This is a genomic window from Micromonospora sp. NPDC005686 (assembly GCF_042871665.1).
GTDB lineage: Bacteria > Actinomycetota > Actinomycetes > Mycobacteriales > Micromonosporaceae > Micromonospora.
On record NZ_JBIAIY010000002.1, the window covers coordinates 490,222 to 510,154 of the forward strand.

15 protein-coding genes and 1 pseudogene are annotated in these 19,933 nt (G+C 74.9%); 11 read left to right on the top strand and 5 right to left on the bottom strand.

Annotation, left to right across the window (positions count from 1 at the left end; all coding sequences use genetic code 11):
• Positions 1-75: 75 nt before the first annotated feature.
• The 6 genes and pseudogenes from ACFYON_RS06180 to ACFYON_RS06205 all read left to right on the top strand — a co-directional run.
• Positions 76-3,018 carry a hypothetical protein gene (locus tag ACFYON_RS06180; RefSeq protein ID WP_354874267.1) on the top strand — a complete coding sequence of 981 codons (2,943 nt, stop codon included), beginning with the start codon at positions 76-78 and terminating at the stop codon, positions 3,016-3,018.
• 41 nt (positions 3,019-3,059) lie between these two features.
• Complete coding sequence (locus tag ACFYON_RS06185) at positions 3,060-4,061, top strand: alpha/beta hydrolase (RefSeq protein WP_354874269.1); 1,002 nt, start codon at positions 3,060-3,062, stop codon at positions 4,059-4,061.
• Positions 4,062-4,066: 5 nt separating this feature from the next.
• Complete coding sequence (locus ACFYON_RS06190; RefSeq protein WP_354874271.1) at positions 4,067-4,906, top strand: DUF3152 domain-containing protein; 840 nt, start codon at positions 4,067-4,069, stop codon at positions 4,904-4,906.
• Between the two features lie 78 nt (positions 4,907-4,984).
• Entirely contained in the window at positions 4,985-5,809 is an 825-nt protein-coding gene (locus tag ACFYON_RS06195; RefSeq protein WP_354874273.1) for a DUF3152 domain-containing protein, read from the top strand.
• Positions 5,810-5,850: 41 nt separating this feature from the next.
• Positions 5,851-7,098, top strand: a complete 1,248-nt coding sequence (moeZ, locus tag ACFYON_RS06200) for an adenylyltransferase/sulfurtransferase MoeZ (RefSeq protein ID WP_354874275.1) — start codon at positions 5,851-5,853, stop codon at positions 7,096-7,098.
• A gap of 119 nt (positions 7,099-7,217) precedes the next feature.
• Positions 7,218-8,087 (top strand): annotated as a pseudogene (locus tag ACFYON_RS06205) (hypothetical protein); the annotation flags it as partial.
• 560 nt (positions 8,088-8,647) lie between these two features.
• Here the strand turns inward: ACFYON_RS06205 and ACFYON_RS06210 are convergent.
• Together ACFYON_RS06210 and proB are read right to left on the bottom strand one after the other, a co-directional pair.
• The gene (locus ACFYON_RS06210; RefSeq protein WP_354874277.1) at positions 8,648-9,889 is read right to left on the bottom strand and encodes a glutamate-5-semialdehyde dehydrogenase; all 1,242 of its coding nucleotides are present in this window, start codon (positions 9,887-9,889) and stop codon (positions 8,648-8,650) included.
• A 42-nt stretch (positions 9,890-9,931) separates the two neighbouring features.
• Complete coding sequence (proB, locus tag ACFYON_RS06215) at positions 9,932-11,089, bottom strand: glutamate 5-kinase (RefSeq protein ID WP_354874279.1); 1,158 nt, start codon at positions 11,087-11,089, stop codon at positions 9,932-9,934.
• A 13-nt stretch (positions 11,090-11,102) separates the two neighbouring features.
• Between proB and ACFYON_RS06220 the strand changes: the two genes are divergently transcribed.
• Genes ACFYON_RS06220 through ACFYON_RS06230 form a run of 3 tightly spaced genes read left to right on the top strand, consistent with a single transcriptional unit; the run spans position 11,103 to position 14,330 of the window.
• A complete protein-coding gene (locus tag ACFYON_RS06220) occupies positions 11,103-11,414 on the top strand; it encodes an MGMT family protein (RefSeq protein ID WP_354874281.1) in 312 nt (103 codons plus the stop codon).
• A gap of 32 nt (positions 11,415-11,446) precedes the next feature.
• Positions 11,447-12,820, top strand: coding sequence for an MFS transporter (locus ACFYON_RS06225; protein WP_354874283.1), 1,374 nt, complete (start codon positions 11,447-11,449; stop codon positions 12,818-12,820).
• 31 nt (positions 12,821-12,851) lie between these two features.
• Positions 12,852-14,330, top strand: a complete 1,479-nt coding sequence (locus tag ACFYON_RS06230) for an aminotransferase class V-fold PLP-dependent enzyme (protein ID WP_354874285.1) — start codon at positions 12,852-12,854, stop codon at positions 14,328-14,330.
• Between the two features lie 48 nt (positions 14,331-14,378).
• Here ACFYON_RS06230 and ACFYON_RS06235 read toward each other — a convergent pair whose 3' ends face one another.
• From ACFYON_RS06235 to ACFYON_RS06245, 3 genes are all read right to left on the bottom strand, one after another.
• Positions 14,379-15,320, bottom strand: coding sequence for a hypothetical protein (locus ACFYON_RS06235; RefSeq protein WP_354874287.1), 942 nt, complete (start codon positions 15,318-15,320; stop codon positions 14,379-14,381).
• A gap of 100 nt (positions 15,321-15,420) precedes the next feature.
• A complete protein-coding gene (locus ACFYON_RS06240; RefSeq protein ID WP_354874289.1) occupies positions 15,421-16,611 on the bottom strand; it encodes a hypothetical protein in 1,191 nt (396 codons plus the stop codon).
• Positions 16,604-17,161, bottom strand: a complete 558-nt coding sequence (locus ACFYON_RS06245) for a SigE family RNA polymerase sigma factor (protein ID WP_354874291.1) — start codon at positions 17,159-17,161, stop codon at positions 16,604-16,606. Before ACFYON_RS06245 ends, ACFYON_RS06240 begins: the two co-directional genes overlap by 8 nt.
• Before the next feature lie 135 nt (positions 17,162-17,296).
• Here ACFYON_RS06245 and ACFYON_RS06250 point away from each other — a divergent pair, with 135 nt between their 5' ends.
• Complete coding sequence (locus tag ACFYON_RS06250) at positions 17,297-17,854, top strand: NADH-quinone oxidoreductase subunit B (protein WP_387320621.1); 558 nt, start codon at positions 17,297-17,299, stop codon at positions 17,852-17,854.
• An 84-nt stretch (positions 17,855-17,938) separates the two neighbouring features.
• Positions 17,939-19,852 carry a carboxypeptidase-like regulatory domain-containing protein gene (locus ACFYON_RS06255; protein ID WP_354874295.1) on the top strand — a complete coding sequence of 638 codons (1,914 nt, stop codon included), beginning with the start codon at positions 17,939-17,941 and terminating at the stop codon, positions 19,850-19,852.
• Positions 19,853-19,933 lie beyond the last annotated feature (81 nt).

Here is a 19,933-nt window from a genome sequence, read left to right on the forward strand (position 1 = left end):
AATTGGCCCGCCGCTGTAACTTATCGCCACTGTCACCACACGGTAGCCTCAGCGGGGGCGACCAAGGAGCGCGCGGTGAGTGAAACAGGGCAACCCGGAGCCGCCACCCCGGGAGAGCACGGCGACGGGACGGGCCAGCAGGACGACCCGGCCCGTACCGGCGGCGGTTGGGCGCCCCCGCCGAACGGCTGGTCCCGCGGCGCTCCGGCGCCCGGCGGCTGGCCCTACGGCGACCTCGGCGGCTGGGCCGCCTCCTCGCCCCGGCACGGCGACCTGCCCGCCCCGCTGCCCGGCCACTCCGCGCCGGAACCGGGCCGCGCCAACGGCCGCCACGTCAACGGCGTGCACCACGCCGGTGAGGAGTCACCAGTGACCCGCCAGGCGCCGGTCAGTGCCCCGCCCGCGGACGAGCCGCCCCGGCCCGTCGACGGCGAACGGCTGGCCGTCCCGGCCCCACGCCCGGCGCCGACGATCGAGCAGCAGACCGACCCGGGCGACGTCGCCGGCTCCCGGCACGCCGCCGACGACCCGGCCACCCGGACGGCGCGCTGGGCCGACAGCGGGCCGACCTCCGCGCCCCCGGCCCTCCAGGTCCCGCCGGTCGGCGCCGCCGCCTCCGGTTTCGAGGTGCCGCCGGGCTTCCACGCGCCGAACACCGAATCCACCCCGTCGCTGTCCCGGGGCTGGGCCGACCGGCCGGTCACCCCGCTGCCGGCCGCGAACCGGCCGGAGGACGTACCGGGCGAGGTCCACCCGTCCGAGGGCCGGGAGGCCGCCGAGCCGCGGGCCGCCGCCGACCCTCCGGTGGCGGACGACCCGAGGGCCGCCGAACCGGACTGGTCGGGGCCGTCCTGGAACCGCCCGAGCTGGGGTGACGGCTGGGCCCCGCCCTGGGCCCGCACCGAGGAGCCGCCGGCCCACCGGTCCGAGGAGCCGCCGGTCCGAGGCGCCGAGGAGCCGCCGGCCCGCCGCGCCGAGGAGCCCGCCGAGCGGCGGGAGTGGGCGGACGACAGCGCCGCCCAGCGCACCGTCCGCGGCGACCGCGCGGCCGAGTGGGCGCCCGAGCCGGTGCGGCCGTACGAGCCGGCCCGCGTCGAGCCGCCCGCCGCCTACGAGCCACCCCGGCCCGAGCCGCCCGCCGCCTACGAGCCACCCCGGCCCGAGCCGGTACGGGCGTACGAGCCGTTGCGCGTCGAGCCGGCCGCCGCGCCCGAGGCGGCGCGGCAGTACCAGCAGTCCGCCGGTCCCGATGCGGCGCGGTCGTACCAGCCGTTCGCCGAGTCCGAGGGGCCCCGGCAGCACGAGCCGGGTACCGGGCCGGAGCCGGCGCGCGGGTTCGAGCCGCCGGCCGGGCCGGAGCCGACGCTCGAGGCGACTCGGCCGTTCCGGCTGGCCCGGGGCGACGCCGAGCCGCCGCGCGGCTACGAGCGCCCCTCCTGGGCCGCACCGCCGGTGCCGGTTCCCCCGCTGATCACGCCCCCCGGTCCCGGGCCGGCGAGTGCCCCGCCCGCGCCCGGTGCGCCACCCGTGCCCGGTGCCCCGACCCTGCCGGCCGGTGGATACGCCCCGGCGCCCCCCGCCGAAGCGGCTACCCCCGCCCCGCCGGTCTCCGGCGCTCCCGCCGCGAGCGGCACGCCGCGCCCCGACCACACACCCGCGCCCCACCCGACGAGCGCCCCTCCCTACGCGGCCCGCCGGTCCGCACCGGAACCGGTGCCGGCCGCCGACGCGGTCGCCGAGCCCTCACCGGAGGAACCGTTCCCCGTGCTGCCGCAGCGCGTCCCCTCGGAACCGGACGTGCCAGTCGTGCCGGAGCCACCGGCAGTGGAACCGTCCGCCGAGACCCCCGAACTCGCCCGCATCGCCACCCATCTGCGCCGGGACGACGAACCCGCCCCGCTGCGGGAGCGGCCGGAGGGCTTCGACGTCAACGCGATCCTCGACGCGGTCCGCGAGGTGGCGGGCGTACGCGACGCAGCGCTGCGCCGTACCCCGGCCGGCGCGCACAGCCTCCGGCTCGACCTGGCCGACGGCGCGGACCCGGCCGAGGTGAGCCGCATGGTGGCCCGGCTGCTCCAGGATCGGATGGGCCTGGCCGCCGCCCCGCAGAACCTGCCCGGCGCACCCGCCGTGCCGCCGCCGGCCCCGCTGCGCCGCCGGTCGGCCCGGCTGGACCGCTCCGGCGAGACGCGCGCGGGCGAGACCCGGGCGCCCGGGGCGCAGTCCACCCCGGGCGAGGCCTGTGCCGCGCAGCCCGAGCCGGGCGAGCCCCGTATCCAGGCGCCGCGTAACGGCGACGAGCCGGTCGGCGACGAGACGCCGGCGCGTACCGGCGTGGCACGTCCGGCCGCGAACCGCTCCGGAGACGCGCGGTTCGGTGCGGACCGGCCCGTGCGTCCGGCCGAGGCGCCCGGCGACGGCGACGAGCCGCCGCGCCGCCGCCGGCAGGCCACCCACCGGGGCCGGGCCACGGTGGACGAGACGTCGCTGGCCGCCGCGCCGACCGGCACGTCGACCGGCAGCCCGGTCACGCTCGGCACGTCGTACTCCGGTGGGCAGATGACCACGACGGAGACCGCGCCGTCGCGGCCGCTGGACACCGGCGGCGTTCTGGGGCCCCGGGTGGTGATCGAGCACGTCCTGGTGAGCACGTTCGGCCTGGACGCCACCACCGAGGTCCGCCTGGTCGCGGGCGACCGGACGGCCGAGGGCCACGCGACCGGGCCGGCTGTCGACGGGTACGTGCTGCGGCTCTGCGCGGTGGCCGCCGCCGCCGCGGTGGACGAGCTGCTCGGCGGGAGCGTCCCGGCCGGTGAGCGGGGCCGCTGCTTCGTGGAGCACGCCGCCGTGGTGCCGTTCGGCAACTGTGAGGTGGCGACAGTCGTGGTGCTGCTGGTCTGCGACGGCTGGGTGGAGCAGTTGGCCGGCTCGGCGCTGGTGGCCGGGGATCCCCGGCAGGCGGTCGTGCGGGCCACGCTCGCGGCGGTGAACCGGCGGCTGGAGGCACTGCTGTCCTGAGCGACGCTGTGCGGTACGGCCCGGGCGGGGAGACTGGAGACATGAAGCGCGCCGCACTCTGGCCGGAACACAGCCTTCCCGCACACCAGGTCCTGCCGCCGCCCTGGCCCGGCCGGCATGTACGCCTCGACGGCACGCTCGTGCACGTCCGCGACACCCCGGCCACCGGGCCCGGCGCGGAGCCCGCGCTCTACGTGCACGGTCTCGGCGGGTCGGCGCAGAACTGGACCGACCTGGCCGGCCTGCTCGCGGACCGGCTCGACGGCCAGGCGATCGACCTGCCCGGGTTCGGGCGCAGCGAGCCCGGGCCGCGCTACACCATCCCGTCCTTCGCCGAGCGGGTGATCCGCTGGATCGAGCACAGCGACAGAGGGCCGGTGCACCTGTTCGGCAACTCGCTGGGCGGCGCGATCTCGGTCCGGGTGGCCGCGCTGCGCCCCGACCTGGTCCGCACGCTCACCCTGGTCTCGCCCGCCCTGCCCTTCCTGGACTTCCGGCGCTCGTTGCAGGGGCGGATGCTGCCGCTGCTGGCGATCCCCCGGGGTGAACGCCTGGCCGCCTGGCGGCTGGCCCAGTTCAGCCCGGAGGTGACGGCGCAGCAGGTGATGGAGGCGTGCGTGGCGGACCTGACCCGGATCAGCGAGCAGCGCCGGCAGGAGTCCATCGACGAGATCCGGGTCCGGTACGAGGCGGCCCACTACGCCGCCGCGTACGTGCGGACGTTCCGGGGCCTGGTCGCCAGTTTCCTGCGCTCGTACCTGCCGGGTGAGGGCGCGCTCTGGCGGCAGGCGGCGGCGGTACGGGCGCCCACGCTGGTGGTGGGCGGGCGGCAGGACCGGCTGGTCGACGTGCGGGTGGCGCCGCAGGCGGCCCGGGTGATCCCGGACAGCCGGCTGCTGATGCTCGACGGCGTCGGGCACGTGGCCCAGTTGGAGGTGCCCCGGACCGTGGCGCGGGCGGTGCTGGGGCTGCTCGCCGAGGCGACGCCGTCGCTCGCCACCGGCACGGGGGAGAGCGGAAGGGAGCATGACGTGGCAGGCTGAGCCGGATGCCCCGCTCCCGTTCCTCCTTCCCTCACTGGCGTTCCGCCCTCGTGGTCTGTGCCTTCGTCGCCGCCGCCGCGATCGGTGTCGGCGTGGCGGTGCAACTGCCGTCGGCGGGCGCGGGAACCCGGGCCACCGACGGGTTCGCCGCCCAGCCTCCGGCCCCGACGCGGGAGCCGTCCACGCCGAGCGTCTCGCCGCCGCCCCCGGTGGTGACGTCCAGTTCGCCGGCCGCGCCGGTGCTGAGGCTGTCGGCCCCGGGGCCGGCGAAGGGCCGGGGCAGCTTCGCCTACGACGACCGCACCAGCGGCGTGCTCGGCCGCTCGGGGACGCTGCACCGTTACCGGGTGGCGGCGGAGAACGGCTCCGGCGAGGAGGCCCGCGCCTTCGGCGAGACGGTGCAGCGCGCGCTGGCCGGCCCGGGTGGCTGGGCCGGTGGCAAGCTGCGGTTGCAGCGGGTCGGCCCGGACGGCGGGCACGACTTCACGATCTACCTCGCCACCCGGGAGACGGCCAGGCGGCTGTGCGGGGCGGGCGGGATCGACATCCGGATCGGCGGGGTGCCGTACACGTCGTGCCGGGTGCCGGGCAAAGTGGTGATCAACCTGGACCGGTGGCGGACCTCGGCGCCGCACCTGGTCGCCGCCGGGATGCCGCTGGACACCTACCGGTTCTACGTGGTCAATCACGAGGTGGGACACCAGCTCGGGCACCGGCACGAGGGGTGCCCCGGCGCGGGCCGGGCGGCGCCGGTGATGCAGCAGCAGACGCTGTTCCTCAAGGGGTGCCGGCCGAATCCGTGGCCCAACGTGGGCGGGAAGCGGTACACCGGACCGGGCCTCTGATCGTCCGATCGTGAGGAACATTCGCGGCATAGGCGGCAAAAGCAGCTAAATGCCCGAATTGCATGGCACGCTGAGGTCATGACCTCGTCGTACCCCTACGACAGACCTGCCGCGCCGCCGCCCGAGCGTCCCACCCTGCGCCGGATGCGCCGTCGCCGTCGCCGCTCGGTGCTGCTGCTGGCGATGCTGCTCGCGGCCGTCAGCGGCGCGATGGGCATCACCCGGCTGAGCGCCCCGCCGGCCGACAGCGCCCAGGCGCCGCTCGCCGCCGAACCGTCGCTGGCGCGCGGTGCCGAGCCGGACGTCCCGGCCGCGACGCCGACCGGCTACCCCACCGCCGGCCCCGGCACGTTCGCGGTGGCCCAGGGCCGATCTCCGGTACGCGGACACGAGGGCCCGCTGCGCCGCTACCGGATCGAGGTCGAGCAGGGTACGGGGCAGGACGCCGACGGCTTCGCCGCCACCGTGGACGCGGTGCTGGGCGACCCGCGGAGCTGGATCGCCTCTGGGGAGCTGCGGGTGCAGCGGGTGCCCGAGGCGGCGGCGGCCGACTTCACCGTCTACCTCGCCACCCCGGTCACCTCCGAGCGGATGTGCGCCGAGGGCGGCCTGCGCACCGACCGGTACACCTCCTGCCGGCTGCCCGGCCGGGTCGTGCTCAACCTGGCCCGCTGGATGACGGCGGTGCCCGACTACGGCGCCCCGATCGGGGTCTACCGGACGTACGTGATCAACCACGAGGTCGGACACGAGTTCGGCGAACTGCACCAGGCGTGCCCCGCGCCGGGGGCGCCCGCGCCGGTCATGCAGCAGCAGACGTACGGGCTGGACGGCTGCGTGCCGAACGCCTGGCCGTACGTCGGCGGGGTCCGGTACTCCGGCGAGCCCATCGACGGCGTCTGAGTTATTCCCGGTCCCGCAGTTCGGGCGCAGTGTCCCTCATCATGGCCGATCCCCGCTCCGGCGAGCGACAATGGCGCGGTCACACCGCCGATCCCGGGGAGTCCACCGTGTCGTTGCCCCCGCTCGTCGAACCCGCCGCCGAGCTGACCGTAGACGAGATCCGCCGCTACTCACGCCACCTGATCATCCCGGACGTCGGGGTCGAGGGGCAGAAGCGGCTGAAGAACGCCCGGGTGCTCTGTGTGGGCGCCGGTGGCCTCGGCTCACCCGCGTTGCTCTACCTGGCCGCGGCCGGTGTCGGCACGCTCGGCATCATCGACTTCGACACCGTCGACGAGTCGAACCTCCAGCGCCAGGTCATCCACGGCGTCTCCGACGTGGGCCGGTCCAAGGCCGAGTCCGCCGCGGCGTCGATCCGCGAGATCAACCCGCTGGTCAACGTGGAGATCCACAACACCGCGCTGGACCGGGAGAACGTCCGGGACATCTTCTCCCGGTACGACCTGATCGTCGACGGCACCGACAACTTCGCCACCCGCTACATGGTCAACGACGCGGCCGTGCTGCTCGGCAAGCCGTACGTCTGGGGTTCGATCTACCGCTTCGACGGCCAGGCGTCGGTGTTCTGGGCCGAGCACGGCCCCTGCTACCGCTGCCTCTACCCGGAGCCCCCGCCGCCCGGCATGGTCCCCTCCTGCGCCGAGGGCGGCGTGCTCGGCGTGCTCTGCGCCTCGATCGGGTCGATCCAGGTCAACGAGGCGATCAAGCTGCTCGCCGGCATCGGTGAGCCGCTCGTCGGCCGGCTGATGGTCTACGACGCCCTGGAGATGAGCTACCGCAAGATCAAGGTCCGCAAGGACCCGAACTGCGTGCTCTGCGGCGAGAACCCGACCCTCACCGACCTGATGGAGGACTACGAGGACTTCTGCGGCGCGGTCTCCGAGGAGGCCCAGGAGGCGGTGGTCGACTCGACCATCACGGCGCTGGAGCTGAAGGACTGGCAGGACTCGGGCAAGGACATCTTCCTGGTCGACGTGCGCGAGCCCGCCGAGTACGAGATCGTCCGGATCCCCGGCTCGACGCTCATCCCCAAGGGCGAGATCCTGTCCGGCGAGGCGCTGGCGAAGTTCCCGCAGGACCGGCAGATCGTGCTGCACTGCAAGTCCGGCGTCCGGTCCGCCGAGGCACTGGCCGCGCTGAAGGCGGCCGGCTTCGGCGACGCGGTGCACCTCCAGGGCGGCGTGCTCTCCTGGGTCAAGCAGGTCGACCCGTCGCTGCCCGCGTACTGAGTCGTGTCGATGGGCCCGCCCGGTGTTCCCGGGTGGGCCCGTCGTGCTTTCCGAGGGCTCCTGGCGTGGGCATACGCCGGGTCTCGTGACCCGGCGGCGGCCGGTGGGCCGGGGCGGTCCTGGCCGAGCTACCGAGGCGTAACCCCGGCCGCACCAGTACCGTCAGTGCCGTGGTGGACTTGGACGCGGCGATCGGATTCGTCGTCGCTCACGGTGACGCGGTGGACCGCGCCCGCCTCTCCCGGTTGCGTACCGGCGCTCCGGTGCCCTCCGGCGTGCTCGACGCCGCCGAGACCGGGCAGGCGCCCGGCGGCGGCTGGCCCGCCGTCCTCGACGGCGAGGTCGCCTCGATCGACGCGACCTGCTTCCGCCTCGCTGAGCTGGACGACCTCGGCGCGCTGGGCCGCCCGGCCGCCCGGCACGCGCTGGACTGGCTGGCCGCCCGGCAACTGCCCGACGGCGGCTGGGACGAGGACCCGTCGCTGGCCGGGCTCGCCCCCGAGTGGGCCACGCCCGGCGATCCCGAGGCCCGGCTCTACCAGACCGCGAACGCGGGGTTCTGGCTGACGGTGGCCGGGCTGGACGCCCGCGCCGCCGGGCCGCTGGACCACCGGGTCGGCGGCGCGTACGCCGGTGTGGTGCAGGCGGCGGCGCAGGCGCTGGCCGCGCAGCTCGCGCCGGACGGAAGCTGGCCGTCCTTCCTGCCCGCCGGCTGGCTGGCCGCCGCGGTGCTGCACCGCCAGCGGATGTACTACGAGTCGGCGCGCATCCAGGCGGTGCTGGCCGACCGGATCCCCGGGATGTCCCCGGCCGACGTGGCCTGGCTCGCCGCCACGCTGCGCCGGGCCGACGTGGGCGAGGAGCAGTGGCTGCTGGTCTCGGCGCGCCGGCGGCTCGCCGAGACCCAGCGCAGCGACGGTGGCTGGGACAGCGACGACGGTCACCAGTTCGACGTGCACACCACGCTGCGGGCGATCCGCGCGTGCCGCCCGCACGCGCCGGAGGCCCCGGTGTCCGGAGCGCCGTTCGTGGCGCCGCAGACCGCCGAACTGTCCGCGCCGCCGGCCGTGCCGGCCCCACGCCCGCGCCGGCTCCCCGCACCGCCGCCTGCGACTGCGCCGCCCTCTTCCGCGCCTGCGCCGCCCGCCCCGGCTCCCGATCCCGAGCCGCCGCACCGCCTCGGACCCGAGCCGTCGGCTGGGTCGGGGGGCGCGTTGTCGACCGGGCCGCGGATCGCGCCCGCGTCGTCGGCCGGTCCGGACGGCGGGCAGGGGCCGTGGTCCGCCTGGATCGTCGCGCCCGACCTGCTCCCCGACGAGAGCACCGGGCCCACCGCGCCGTCAGCGCCGGACCCGCCGTCCGCCGCCCCGGCGTCGCCGGGGCTGCCTCCGCTCGCCATACCGCCATCGGCCGACGGTGATCCACTCCAGATCGCCTAGCTTCCAGCACGTTGATCAACGCCAGTTCGGCGAGGTGGCGGCATCGGAGGCAGCGGGACGCCGACGTGGCGCCCCACCGCCAGGCGAGATCGGGGCCGGCACCGGATCGATCAGCGCACGTGACCGTCCCCGGTGACCACATACTTGGTGCTGGTCAGCTCCGGCAGACCCATCGGGCCGCGGGCGTGCAGCTTCTGCGTCGAGATGCCGATCTCCGCGCCGAAGCCGAACTCGCCGCCGTCGGTGAAGCGGGTGGACGCGTTGACCATGACCGCTGCGGCGTCCACCCGGGCCACGAACTCCCGGGCCGCCCGCTGCGAGTCGGTGACGATCGCCTCGGTGTGGCCGGTGCCGTACCGGCGGATGTGCGCGACCGCCGCGTCGAGCGAGTCGACCACGGCGACGGAGATGTCGGCGGAGAGGTACTCGGTGCCGAAGTCCTCCTCGGTGGCCGGGACCACTGCGGCGGAATGGGCGGCGACCTCGGGCGTGCCGTGCACTGTCACCCCGGCGTCGGCGAACGCGGCCAGCACGGCCGGCAGGAACGCGTCCGCGACGTCGCGGTGCACCAGCAGCGACTCGGCCGTGTTGCAGGTGGACAGGCGCTGCGTCTTGGCGTTCAGCGTGACCGCCAGGGCCTTGCCGAGGTCGGCGGCGGCGTCCACGTACACGTGGCAGTTGCCCACGCCGGTCTCGATCACCGGCACCGTGGACTCCTCCACCACGGCGCGGATCAGTGACGCGCCGCCGCGCGGGATCAGCACGTCGACCAGGCCGCGGGCGCGCATCAGCTCCTTCACCGAGTCGCGGGTGCTGGAGTCGAGCAGCTGCACCGCGTCCGCCGGCAGCCCGGCGCCGGCGACCGCGTCGCGCAGCACCGCCACCAGCGCCGCGTTCGAGTGCGCGGCCGACGAGGAGCCGCGCAGCAGCGCCGCGTTGCCGGACTTCAGGCAGATCCCGGCGGCGTCGACTGTCACGTTCGGCCGGCCCTCGTAGACGATGCCGACCACCCCGAACGGCACCCGGATCTGGCGCAGTTCCAGGCCGTTGGGCAGGGTCGAGCCGCGTACCACCTCACCGACCGGGTCGGGCAGCGCGGCCATCTGGCGCAGCGCGTCGGCGATGGCGGCCACCCGGCCCTCGTCGAGCGCGAGCCGGTCGAGCACGGCCGCGGACAGCCCGGCGTCGCGCCCGGCCGCCAGGTCCGCCGCGTTCGCCGTCAGGATCTCCGGGGTACGCGCCACGAGCGCGTCGGCCATCGCGTGCAGCGCGGCGTCCTTGACGGTACGGGTGGCCGTGGCCAGGGCTTCCGCCGCGTCCCGGGCTCGCCGGGCCTGCTCGACGACGCTCATGGTGCGTACTCCTTCGGAGGTGTTTTAAGGAGGGGCCCTTGCTTACAGCAGGACCAGGTCGTCGCGGTGGACGACCTCACGTTCGTACGCCGGGCCGAGCGCCGCGGCGAGTTCGGAGGTGGACCGGCCGAGCAGGCCGGGCAGCTCCACCGCGTCGTAGTTGACCAGGCCCCGGGCCACCGGCGCGCCGGCGCTGTCGACCAGGTCCACCGGGTCACCGGCGGTGAACGCGCCGTCGACTGCGGTGATGCCGGCGGGCAGCAGCGACTTGCGGCGGCCGACCACCGCCTGCACCGCGCCGGGGTCGAGGTGCAGCCGGCCGCGGGGGGCGGTGGCGTGCGCCAGCCAGAACAGACGGGCGGCGGGACGGCGGCTGCTCGGGTGGAAGTACGTGCCGACCGGCTCCCCGGCCAGCGCCGACGCGGCCAGCGGCGCGGCGGTGAGCACCACCGGGATGCCGAAGCCGGTGGCGATCCGGGCCGCCTCGACCTTCGTCACCATGCCGCCGGTGCCCACCCCGGCGCGGCCGGCCCCGCCGACGTCCACGCCCGCCAGGTCGCCCTCGCCGTGCACCTCGGTGATCCGGGTGCTGCCCGGCCGGGAGGGATCACCGGTCCAGAGCGCGTCGACGTCGGAGAGCAGCACCAGCAGGTCGGCATCGACGAGCGCGGCCACGAGCGCGGCGAGGCGGTCGTTGTCGCCGAACCGGATCTCCTCGGTGGCCACCGTGTCGTTCTCGTTGACGATCGGCACGGCGCGCAGGTCGAGCAGCTTGCGCAGCGTCCGGTACGCGTTGCGGTAGTGCGCCCGCCGGGTCACGTCGTCCACGGTGAGCAGCACCTGCCCGACGGTGCGGCCGTGCCGGGCGAACGCGGCGGCGTACCGGCCGATCAGCAGGCCCTGGCCGACGCTGGCGGCGGCCTGCTGGGTGGCCAGGTCACGCGGGCGCCGGGGCAGCCGCAGCGGGGCGAGCCCGGCGGCGATCGCGCCGGAGGAGACCAGCACCACCTCGCGTCCGGCGGCGGCCAGCCCGCCGAGCGTGTCGACGAGCGCGTCGACCCGGGCGTCGTCGAGGCCGCCCGTCGCGGTGGTCAGCGAGGACGAACCGATCTTGACCACGATCCGCCGGGCCGAGGTGACTGCTTCACGCACCCGACCATTCTGCGCGCTGCGGTCTGCCGCGCCGCGGCGCGTTCCCATATCGTGGCAGCTCGTGACACCTGACGAGTACGTCGAGGCGGTGCTGGCGCTCGTCGAGCGGATTCCGCCGGGGCGGGCGATGTCGTACGGAGCGGTGGCCGACGCGCTCGCCGACCGCTCGGGGCGGGCGTCGCCACGGCTGGTCGGCTCGATCATGGCGCGGCACGGGGGCGGGGTGCCCTGGCACCGGGTGGTGAACGCGGCGGGGCGGCTGCCGCCGGGCCACGAGCGCAAGGCCCGGGAACGGCTGCTCGCCGAGGGGTGCCCGCTGCGCGGCGACCGGGTGGACCTGGCGGCGGCGTCCTGGTCCCCGGAGGGGATGTGACGCGGGCCATAACGTGAGTAGCATTCGGCTCCATGACGGTCTCGGCCCTGCCCCGCCGGGTGCACCTCGGGTACGCGCTGGGTTCCCTGGTCACCGGCGCCTTCGGCACCGTGCCCGGGCTGCTCCTGCTGCCGTACCTCACCGACACGCTCGGCGTCGCCGCCGGGCTGGCCGCGCTGCTGGTGCTGCTGCCGAAGGCGTGGGACGTGCTGGTCAACCCGGTCGCCGGGCGGATCTCCGACCGGACCCGGTCCCGCTGGGGCGCGCGCCGGCCGTACCTGCTCGGTGGCGGGCTGGCGCTCGCCGTGCTGTTCGCCTCGATCTTCGCCGCGCCGTTCGCCGACGGTCCGGCCGCCGCCGCGTACGTGGCGCTGGCGTTCCTGGCGACCGCCACCGCGTTCGCGTTCTTCCAGGTGCCGTACGTGGCCATGCCGGCCGAGCTGACCGCCGATCCGGCGGAGCGTACCCGGATGATGACCTGGCGGATCGCGGTGCTGGCGCTGGCCATCCTGGTCTCCGGCGCGGTGGCCCCGGCGGTGGTGACCGCCGGCGGCGAGGGCGTGCCCGGCCACCGGTGGATGGGCCTGTTCGTCGCCGCGCTCATCGTCGCCGGCACCGTCGGCGTCTTCCTCGGCACCCGGTCCGCGCCGACCGGCACGGTGGGGGAGAGCGAGCCGAGCCTGCGCGCCCAGCTCGCGGTCGCCACCGGCAACCGGCCGTTCCGGGTGCTGCTGATCTGCTTCGTGATCCAGTCCGCCGGGGTGGCCACCGTGCTGGCCGGGGTGAAGTACTTCGCCGACCAGGTGCTGCGCGAGCCGGACAGCGGCCCGACGCTGCTGTTCGCGTGTTTCGTCGCGCCCGCGCTGCTGGTCATGCCGCTCTGGTCCCGGGCCGGTGCCCGGCTGGGCAAGCGGACGTCGCTGGTCGCCGCGTCGCTGATCTTCGCGGTCGGCGCGCTGGCCCTGGTCGCCGCGCCCGCCCTGCCCGCCGCCGCGGCCTACGCGGTGGTCGCGGTGATCGGCGTCGGGTACGCCGGCCAGCAGGTCTTCGCGCTGGCCATGCTGCCGGACTGCATCGCGTACGACACCGCGCGCACCGGACGGCGGCAGGCCGGGGTGTTCACCGGGCTGTGGACCGCCGGGGAGACGTTCGGGCTGGCGCTGGGGCCGGGCGTCTACGGCCTGGTGCTCCAGCTCTCCGGCTACGTCTCCTCGTCGACCGGTACCGCCGCCGTCCAGTCCGACTCGGCACGGCTGGGCGTGCTGCTCGGCTTCACCGTGCTGCCCGCCCTGCTCGTGGCGATCCCGCTGGTGCTGCTGCGCGGCTACACATTGACCCCGGCCCAGCTGGCCACCGCCCTCGGGGCCACCGCGCCCGAGGGCGCCACGCCGGCCGCGCGGGCATGAGCGCCGGACCAGCGACGAGAGGAACCACCCGATGACCGACACGGCAGACGTGAGCGTGCTGCCCGCGCGGGGGATGCCCGCGGCGGACGTGCTCGACGAGATCCGTGCGCTGCGGGCCGCCGACCGTCCGACGCACGGCGGGCGGCTGTTCGCCTACGTCTACGACCCCGGCGTGGCCGGGCTGGACGCGCTGGCGCAGGCCGCGTACGCGGAGAGCGCACACGTGAACGGGCTCGACCCGACCGCGTTCCCGTCGCTGCTGGCGATGGAGAACGCGCTCGTCGGTGCCGCCGCCCGGCTGCTCGGCGGCGGCCCCGGCACCGGCGCGCCGGACGTGGTCGGCAGCGTCACCAGCGGCGGCACCGAGTCGCTGCTGCTCGCCGTCAAGGCGGCCCGGGACGCCCGACCCGACCTGACCGAGCCGCGGATCGTGGCGCCGGCGAGCGCGCACGCCGCGTTCGCCAAGGCGGCGCACTACCTGCGGGTCGCGCTGGACACCGTGCCGGTCGACCCGGTGACGTTGCGCCCGGACGCGGCAGCCGTGGCCGCCGCGATCCGCCCGGAGACCGTGCTGGTGGTGGCGTCCGCCCCGTCGTACGCCCACGGGGTGGTCGACCCGGTCGCGGAGATCGCGGCCGTCGCGCAGGCCGCCGGGGTGCGGTGTCACGTGGACGCCTGCTTCGGCGGCTGGGCGCTGCCCTGGCTGCGCCGGCTCGGCGCGCCGGTGCCGCCGTTCGACTTCGCCGTACCGGGGGTCACGTCGATCTCGGTCGACCTGCACAAGTACGCGTACGCGCCGAAGGGCGTCTCGGTGCTGCTGCACCGCGATGCGGCGCTGCGCGCCCCGCAGTTCTTCGCGTACGCGGACTGGCCCGGCTACACGATGGTCAACCCGGTGATCGCCTCGACCCGGTCCGGCGGGCCGATCGCCGCCGCGTACGCCACACTCCGCCACCTCGGCGAGGACGGCTACCTGCGGCTGGCCGCCGCGACCCGGGACGCGGTCGCCGGGCTGGCCGACGCGGTACGGGCCACCGCCGGGCTGCGGCTGATGGCCGAACCGGAGACCACAGTGGTCTGCTTCACCAGCGACGATGCGGGGCTCGACCTGTTCGTGCTCGTGGACGAGCTGACCGCGCGTGGCTGGCACACCCAGCCCCAGCTCACGTACGCCGATCTGCCGGCCAGTGTCCACCTCACGGTGACCGCGGCGGTGGCGCCCCGGGTGGCCGAGTTCGGGCCGGCGCTGGCCGAGGCGGTCGCGGCGGCCCGCGCCGCCGGGCCGGTGGTGCTGCCGCCGGAACTGCTGGCGCTGGCCGGCAGCCTCGCGCCGGAGGCGCTCACCCCCGAGCTGGTGGCCGGCCTGGCCGACGGGCTCGGCCTGGCCGGCGGCGCCGGGGTGCCGGACCGGATGGCGGTGGTGAACACGCTGCTCGACGCCGCCCCGGCGCGGCTGCGGGAACGGCTGCTCGCCGAGTTCGTCGGGTTGCTCCAGCGCCCGGCCTGGTGACACGGCGACGCCCGGCCGGCGCGTGGGCGCCGGCCGGGCGGGCGACTGTCAGCTCGCGGCGGCCGCGGTCACCGTGAACGACGTGGTGTTGTCCGACGGGTCCACGTCCTGCGGGTCGTCGGCCCCGTAGAAGTAGTTCCCCTTCAGGGTGAAGGTGCCGATGCCCAGCTCGCCGGCCGCGGTGCCGGCGGGCGCGTTGAGGAAGACGTCGAAGGTCCGCTCCTCACCGGGCATGAACCGGTCACCCGGCACGGAGAACCCGTGCGGGAAGCTCGGCATGTCCTGCGGCTCGATGTGGTCGACCTGCACCCCCGCGGGCAGGGCGGCGCTGACGTCGACGGCGAAGGTCGGCGCGTCGTTGCCGTAGCGCACGGTGACCGGCATCCGGCCGAGCAGGGTGCCGTCCGGCTGCGGGGTCAGCGTCACCGCGCTGCCCCGGATGCTGAGGTCGGTGTCGACGGCCTGCACGTACGGGCGCGGCTTGCGCAGGCTGCCGCTGGTGGAGCGGAAGACGGTGGTGAAGCCGGTGGCGTCGGAAGCCGCGGCGCCGTCCGGGACGACCTCGATCCGTCCGCCGGTCGCGACCATCGGGTAGCTGCGCGCGGTGGTCCAGACGTGGAACCCGAGCCGGAAGGTGAGGCTCTTGCCGGCCTGGATCTGCTCGCCGCCGCAGCTGATCACCAGCCGGTTCTCCACCAGGCGGTTGTAGAAGCAGCCACCGCCGGGCTCGATCGTGGTGAACGAGGCCCCCGCCGGCTCGGTGACGACCAGGCTCACCGACGTCGCGGTCGCCCGCCGGTTGGTCACCGTCGCGGTGAGCGTCCCGACGTACCCCCTGTCGGTCGGGTCGAGAACGAGCCGCTGCGCCGTGACGTCGACGCGGCCGGCGGTGGCGGCGCTCGGCGCGGCGGCGGCCGGCGCGGCCAGGGTGATCAGTGCGGCGGCCCCACCGAGTAGTGCGGTGGCGATCCGTGCCGTACGTGTGGTCATTGCTGTTCCTCCCGTGATTCCCCGTTGCCGGACGGCGGTGTTTCCGTCCGTCCGATGCCTGTCACACGTCCAATTAGGACGGTCGGTTGCACTCTGTCGGTCAGCCGACTGAGGTCAGCTCGACCGCGTTGTCCTTCCAGTTCAGGTCTTTCCAGTACCGCTCCTGCGAGTCGATGTGGATCACCCGCAGCGTCGGCGGCTCCTCGGCGGTCGCCGGATGGTCGAACGTGAACGTGTACGTCCTGCTCGCGCCCACCGACAGGGTGTCCAGCACGCAGGCGATGCCCCCGTCGAGCCGCACGTTCCGGCACCGGTCCAGGGCGGACCCGTTCGGTCTCGTGTAGTCGTACCAACCGGTGAACCCGAGCTGACGCACGCTCACGGGGCCGCGATTCACCACCGTCACGGTGACCGTGACCTTCCGGATCCCCTTCTTGTCCGGCGGCCCGGCCACGACGTCGCGGGCGGTCATCGTGAGGTCGGTCAGACGGGGGTCGGTGCCGAACTTCGTTGGTCCGGCGACCTGCCGGAACCGTTCGCCGTTCCAGGAGTACGTCCGCCACTGTCGTTGCGGCGCCCATTCGGGCGTGTCGCAACAGGGCTGGATGTCGGCGACGTATGCCCGGATCTCCCCGCCGTCCCGCACCGCGAACTCGGTGATGTCACCCATGCCCTCACGTGTGCCGACGACGCGGCCCATGGTGACGATCCGGCCGTCGTCGTCCCGATCGAAGGCGAGCACCTGCTTGCCCGATGCCTCGCCGTAGCGGCAGGCGACGAGGACGACCGTCTCGGTCGCGCCGTCACCGTCGAGGTCGGCGTACTCCGGCCCGGCGAGCAGCGTCGGGACCGATTCGTTCTGCGGTCCGGACCGGAGCCGGACGTCGTCGCTGACGCAGGTCTTCGGTGCGTCCGGCCAGGACACGAGGTCGAGCCGGGCCGCGAGCAGCTGGGACCGGGTGATCCGCCCGTCCGGAGCGGCCGGGGTCGAGCTGGCCGTGCTCGGCGGCGGCGTCGACGGTGGCGGCGACGTGCTCTCGGACGGAGCCGGGGTGACGGTCTGCGCGGGCGCCGGGGGCGGCCCGGGCCGCCGGTCCAGGGCGGCGTTCGCGCCCACCGGGATCACCACGGCGAGCACCACGGCCGCCGCGGTGACCACCGTGGTCCGCCGGCGGCGGTGCCGGACCGTGCGCCGGACCGCGGCCGTCCCGGCGGGGTGTACCACCGGGGCGTACGCCGCGCGGAACCCGGCGAACTCGCCGCCGACCAGGATGTCGTCGGGCTCAGCCATTGTGGTTCACCTCGTTCGTGCTGGTGAGCTTCGCCGCCAGCGCGGTCCGCCCTCGGTACAGCCAGGACTTGACGGTGCCCTCCGGCACGTCCTCCTGCGCCGCGATCTGCGCGACGCTCATATCGGCCAGGTAGTGCAGCACCACGGCGCGGCGCTGATGGGGCGGCAACTCGGACAGCGCGGCGGTCAGCGCGACCCGGTCCGGGCCGGGCCCCGGCACGTACTCCTCCCGCTGGCGGTGCAGCCATGCCTGGGCCGTCCGTAACCGCCGCCACCGGCTGGTGGCCAGGTTCCAGGCCACCCGGCGGACCCAGGCCACCGGGTCGTCGTAGCGGGACACCCGGGACCAGCGGGCGAACGCCCGGCAGAACGCCTCCTGCACCATGTCCTGCGCCTGGGACAGGTCCCCGCAGTAGGCGGTGAGCTGAAGGGTCAGGGACCGGAAGTGTGCGTGGTAGAGCCCGTCGAAGTCGACGGCCTCGCCCGGCTCGGCGCGGCTCGCTGTTCCCTCGGGTGGCTGGTCGAGCACCGGCTCCCTCGTCACCGTCATCTGGTCCTCCCCGTGTGCGTGCCGCCGACGCGGTCACGTCGGTCACACGCCCTGACGCCCGCACCGGTTGCGAGGGTTGCCGGTCCGGGCGCTGTGGTTGACTGTCGGTTCGGGGACAGCGGAGGGAGGCCAGAGATGCCGGTGCCGGCCGTGCTCGGCGAGCCGATCCGGTTCGTGCTGAACTGGGGCCGCCGCTACTCGCTCTGGGTCTTCAACTTCGGCCTGGCCTGCTGCGCCATCGAGTTCATCGCGACCAGCATGGGCCGGCACGACTTCATGCGGCTCGGCGTCATCCCGTTCGCCCACGGGCCCCGGCAGGCCGACCTCATGGTGGTCAGCGGCACCGTCACCGACAAGATGGCCCCGGCGGTCAAGCGGCTCTACGACCAGATGCCCGAGCCGAAGTACGTGATCTCGTTCGGGGCCTGCTCCAACTGCGGCGGCCCGTACTGGGACTCCTACTCGGTGACGAAGGGCGTCGACCAGCTCATCCCGGTCGACGTGTACGTGCCCGGCTGCCCGCCTCGGCCGGAGGCGCTGCTGCACGGCATCCTCCGCCTCCAGGAGAAGATCGCCGCCGAGCAGTCCGGCGTCGGCGGCGTGTCCCGCCCCGACGCGCTCACCTCCCCGGCGGACGCTGTGGCGCGGCCGGTCGAGTCCCTGACCGCACCCCCGGTACGTCCGCCGGCCTGAGCGCACGCCGTGCGGGGTGAACGGCGACCCGGTTCACCTCTTTAGGTGATCTTAAATGTTGACGGTCGCCGTTATGTTGCTGGCATGATACGACTGCGGGCTGCGGGGGCCGCCCTTCTGGCGGCGCTCGCCACGATCTCCCTCTCTGCCACGCCGGCGGCCGCTGAGGCGGTCGGCTACACCGGGCTGGTCACCGACGCCGACGGTGCGCCGGTCGCGAACGCCTGTTTCGCCCTGCACACCTCACCCGCGGAGGTGGCCGCCGAGTACTGCTCGGACGCGCAGGGGCGCTACACCATTCCCGGCGTCGCCGACGCCCCCGACTACAAGATCCGGGTGCACGCCGCCGGCTTCCGGACCGAGTGGTGGTACTCCGCCCCGGACTACCTGAACGCGGACCGGATCAGCCTTCCCGCGCACGACCTCGTCGAGCGGGACGTCACGCTCGGGCAGGGCTCGGCGGGGATCAAGGGCCGGATCACCGACGAGACCGGCGCGCCGGTCGAGGCCACCGTCACCATCTACGGCGAGGACTCGAACTACGAGGCCATCGCCTACACCTGGGACCTCGGCGACGGGCGTTACCAGATCGACAACGTGCCCCCCGGCCGGTACCGGATCTCCGTCTACGACAACACCCGTGGCTACCAGTGGGTGCCGGGTCAGGAGAGCCGGGACAGCGCCACCGTGTTCGAGGTGGCCGACGGCGCGACGCTCACCGTCGACGAGCAGGTGCTGCCGCTCGGCGAGATCGAGGCCCGGGTGACCGATTCGGTCACCGGCAAGCCGGTGCCGCGTCCCTGCCTGTACGTCATCGGAGGGCGCGACGAGTTCGTCTGCGGCACGAACGGCCTGGTCCGGGTCACCGGTGTGCGTCCGGGCAGTTGGACGACCGAGGTGACCGGCGGCGCCTCGTACTTCCCCGCCGACCCCCAGCCGACCGTCGACGTGCGGCGTGGTGCGGTCACCGAGGTCTCGTACGCGTTGCGGCCCGGCGCGGCCTTCACCACCACCGTGCGGGACGCGGCCACCTCTGCCCCGATCAGCGGGATCTGCGTACACCTGGTCCAGCCCAAGTGGGGTGGACAGTCCGCCCACATGCGGCAGTACTGCTCCGGCACGGACGGCCGCCTGGAGGTCGGCCCGTTCGAGGCTGACGAACTCCAGACCTTGAACGTGTACGCCTACCAGGCGGACAACCCGTACGACCCGCCGGTGCGCCGCTACGGCGACCAGTGGGTCACCGCCGACGGCGGCAGCGGCGACCAGCGTGTGGCGCTGGCGGTGACCTTGAAGGCGGCGCGCACCATCACCATCCCGGCCATCCGGATGGACCAGCCGGGCACGATCACCGGTACGGTCCGCAACGCCGCGGGCGACGTGGTCCCGGGTGTCTGTTCCTACCCGTACGCCTTCCACCCCGGCCAGGGCTCCATCTTCGGGAAGAACTGCTCCGACGCCTCCGGCCGCTACACCATCAACGACCTCGGCCCCTACCGCTGGCCGGTCGAGTTCGCACCCACCGCCAACAGCGGCTACGCCTGGCAGTGGTCCGGCAATGTCGCCGACCGCTTCGCCGCCACGTACACCCAGGTCACGTCGGGTGGCACGGCAGCCGTCAACGCCAAGCTGGTCGCCGGTGGCGTGCTCGCCGGCAAGGTGACCGACCCGGCCGACCCGTGGGCCAGCGGTTACGTCTGGACGTACAACGCGCGCACCGGCGACATCGCCAGCGCCTCCTACGGGTACTTCGACAGCGGCAGCGGTGGGTCGTTCACCGTCAAGGGGCACCGCACGCAGGACGTCTACGTGCAGTACTGGGTGAACAAGGACTGCTGGTACGGCAGCCGACAGGCCCAGACCGTGCGGGTCAAGGCCGGCACCACCACCACCGTCGCGATGAACACCGGCTCCACCTGCGGGGCTCCCCCCACGGGCGTGGCCCGCGCCGCCGCGGCTCCGCTGGGCATCCGACCGGACTCACGCGCCGGGCGCTGACGGCCGACGAGTGCCCGGTACGGCGGCGACCGCCGTCGTACCGGGCACCGGGCCGAGCCGGAACGGGCCGGCGACTGGCGC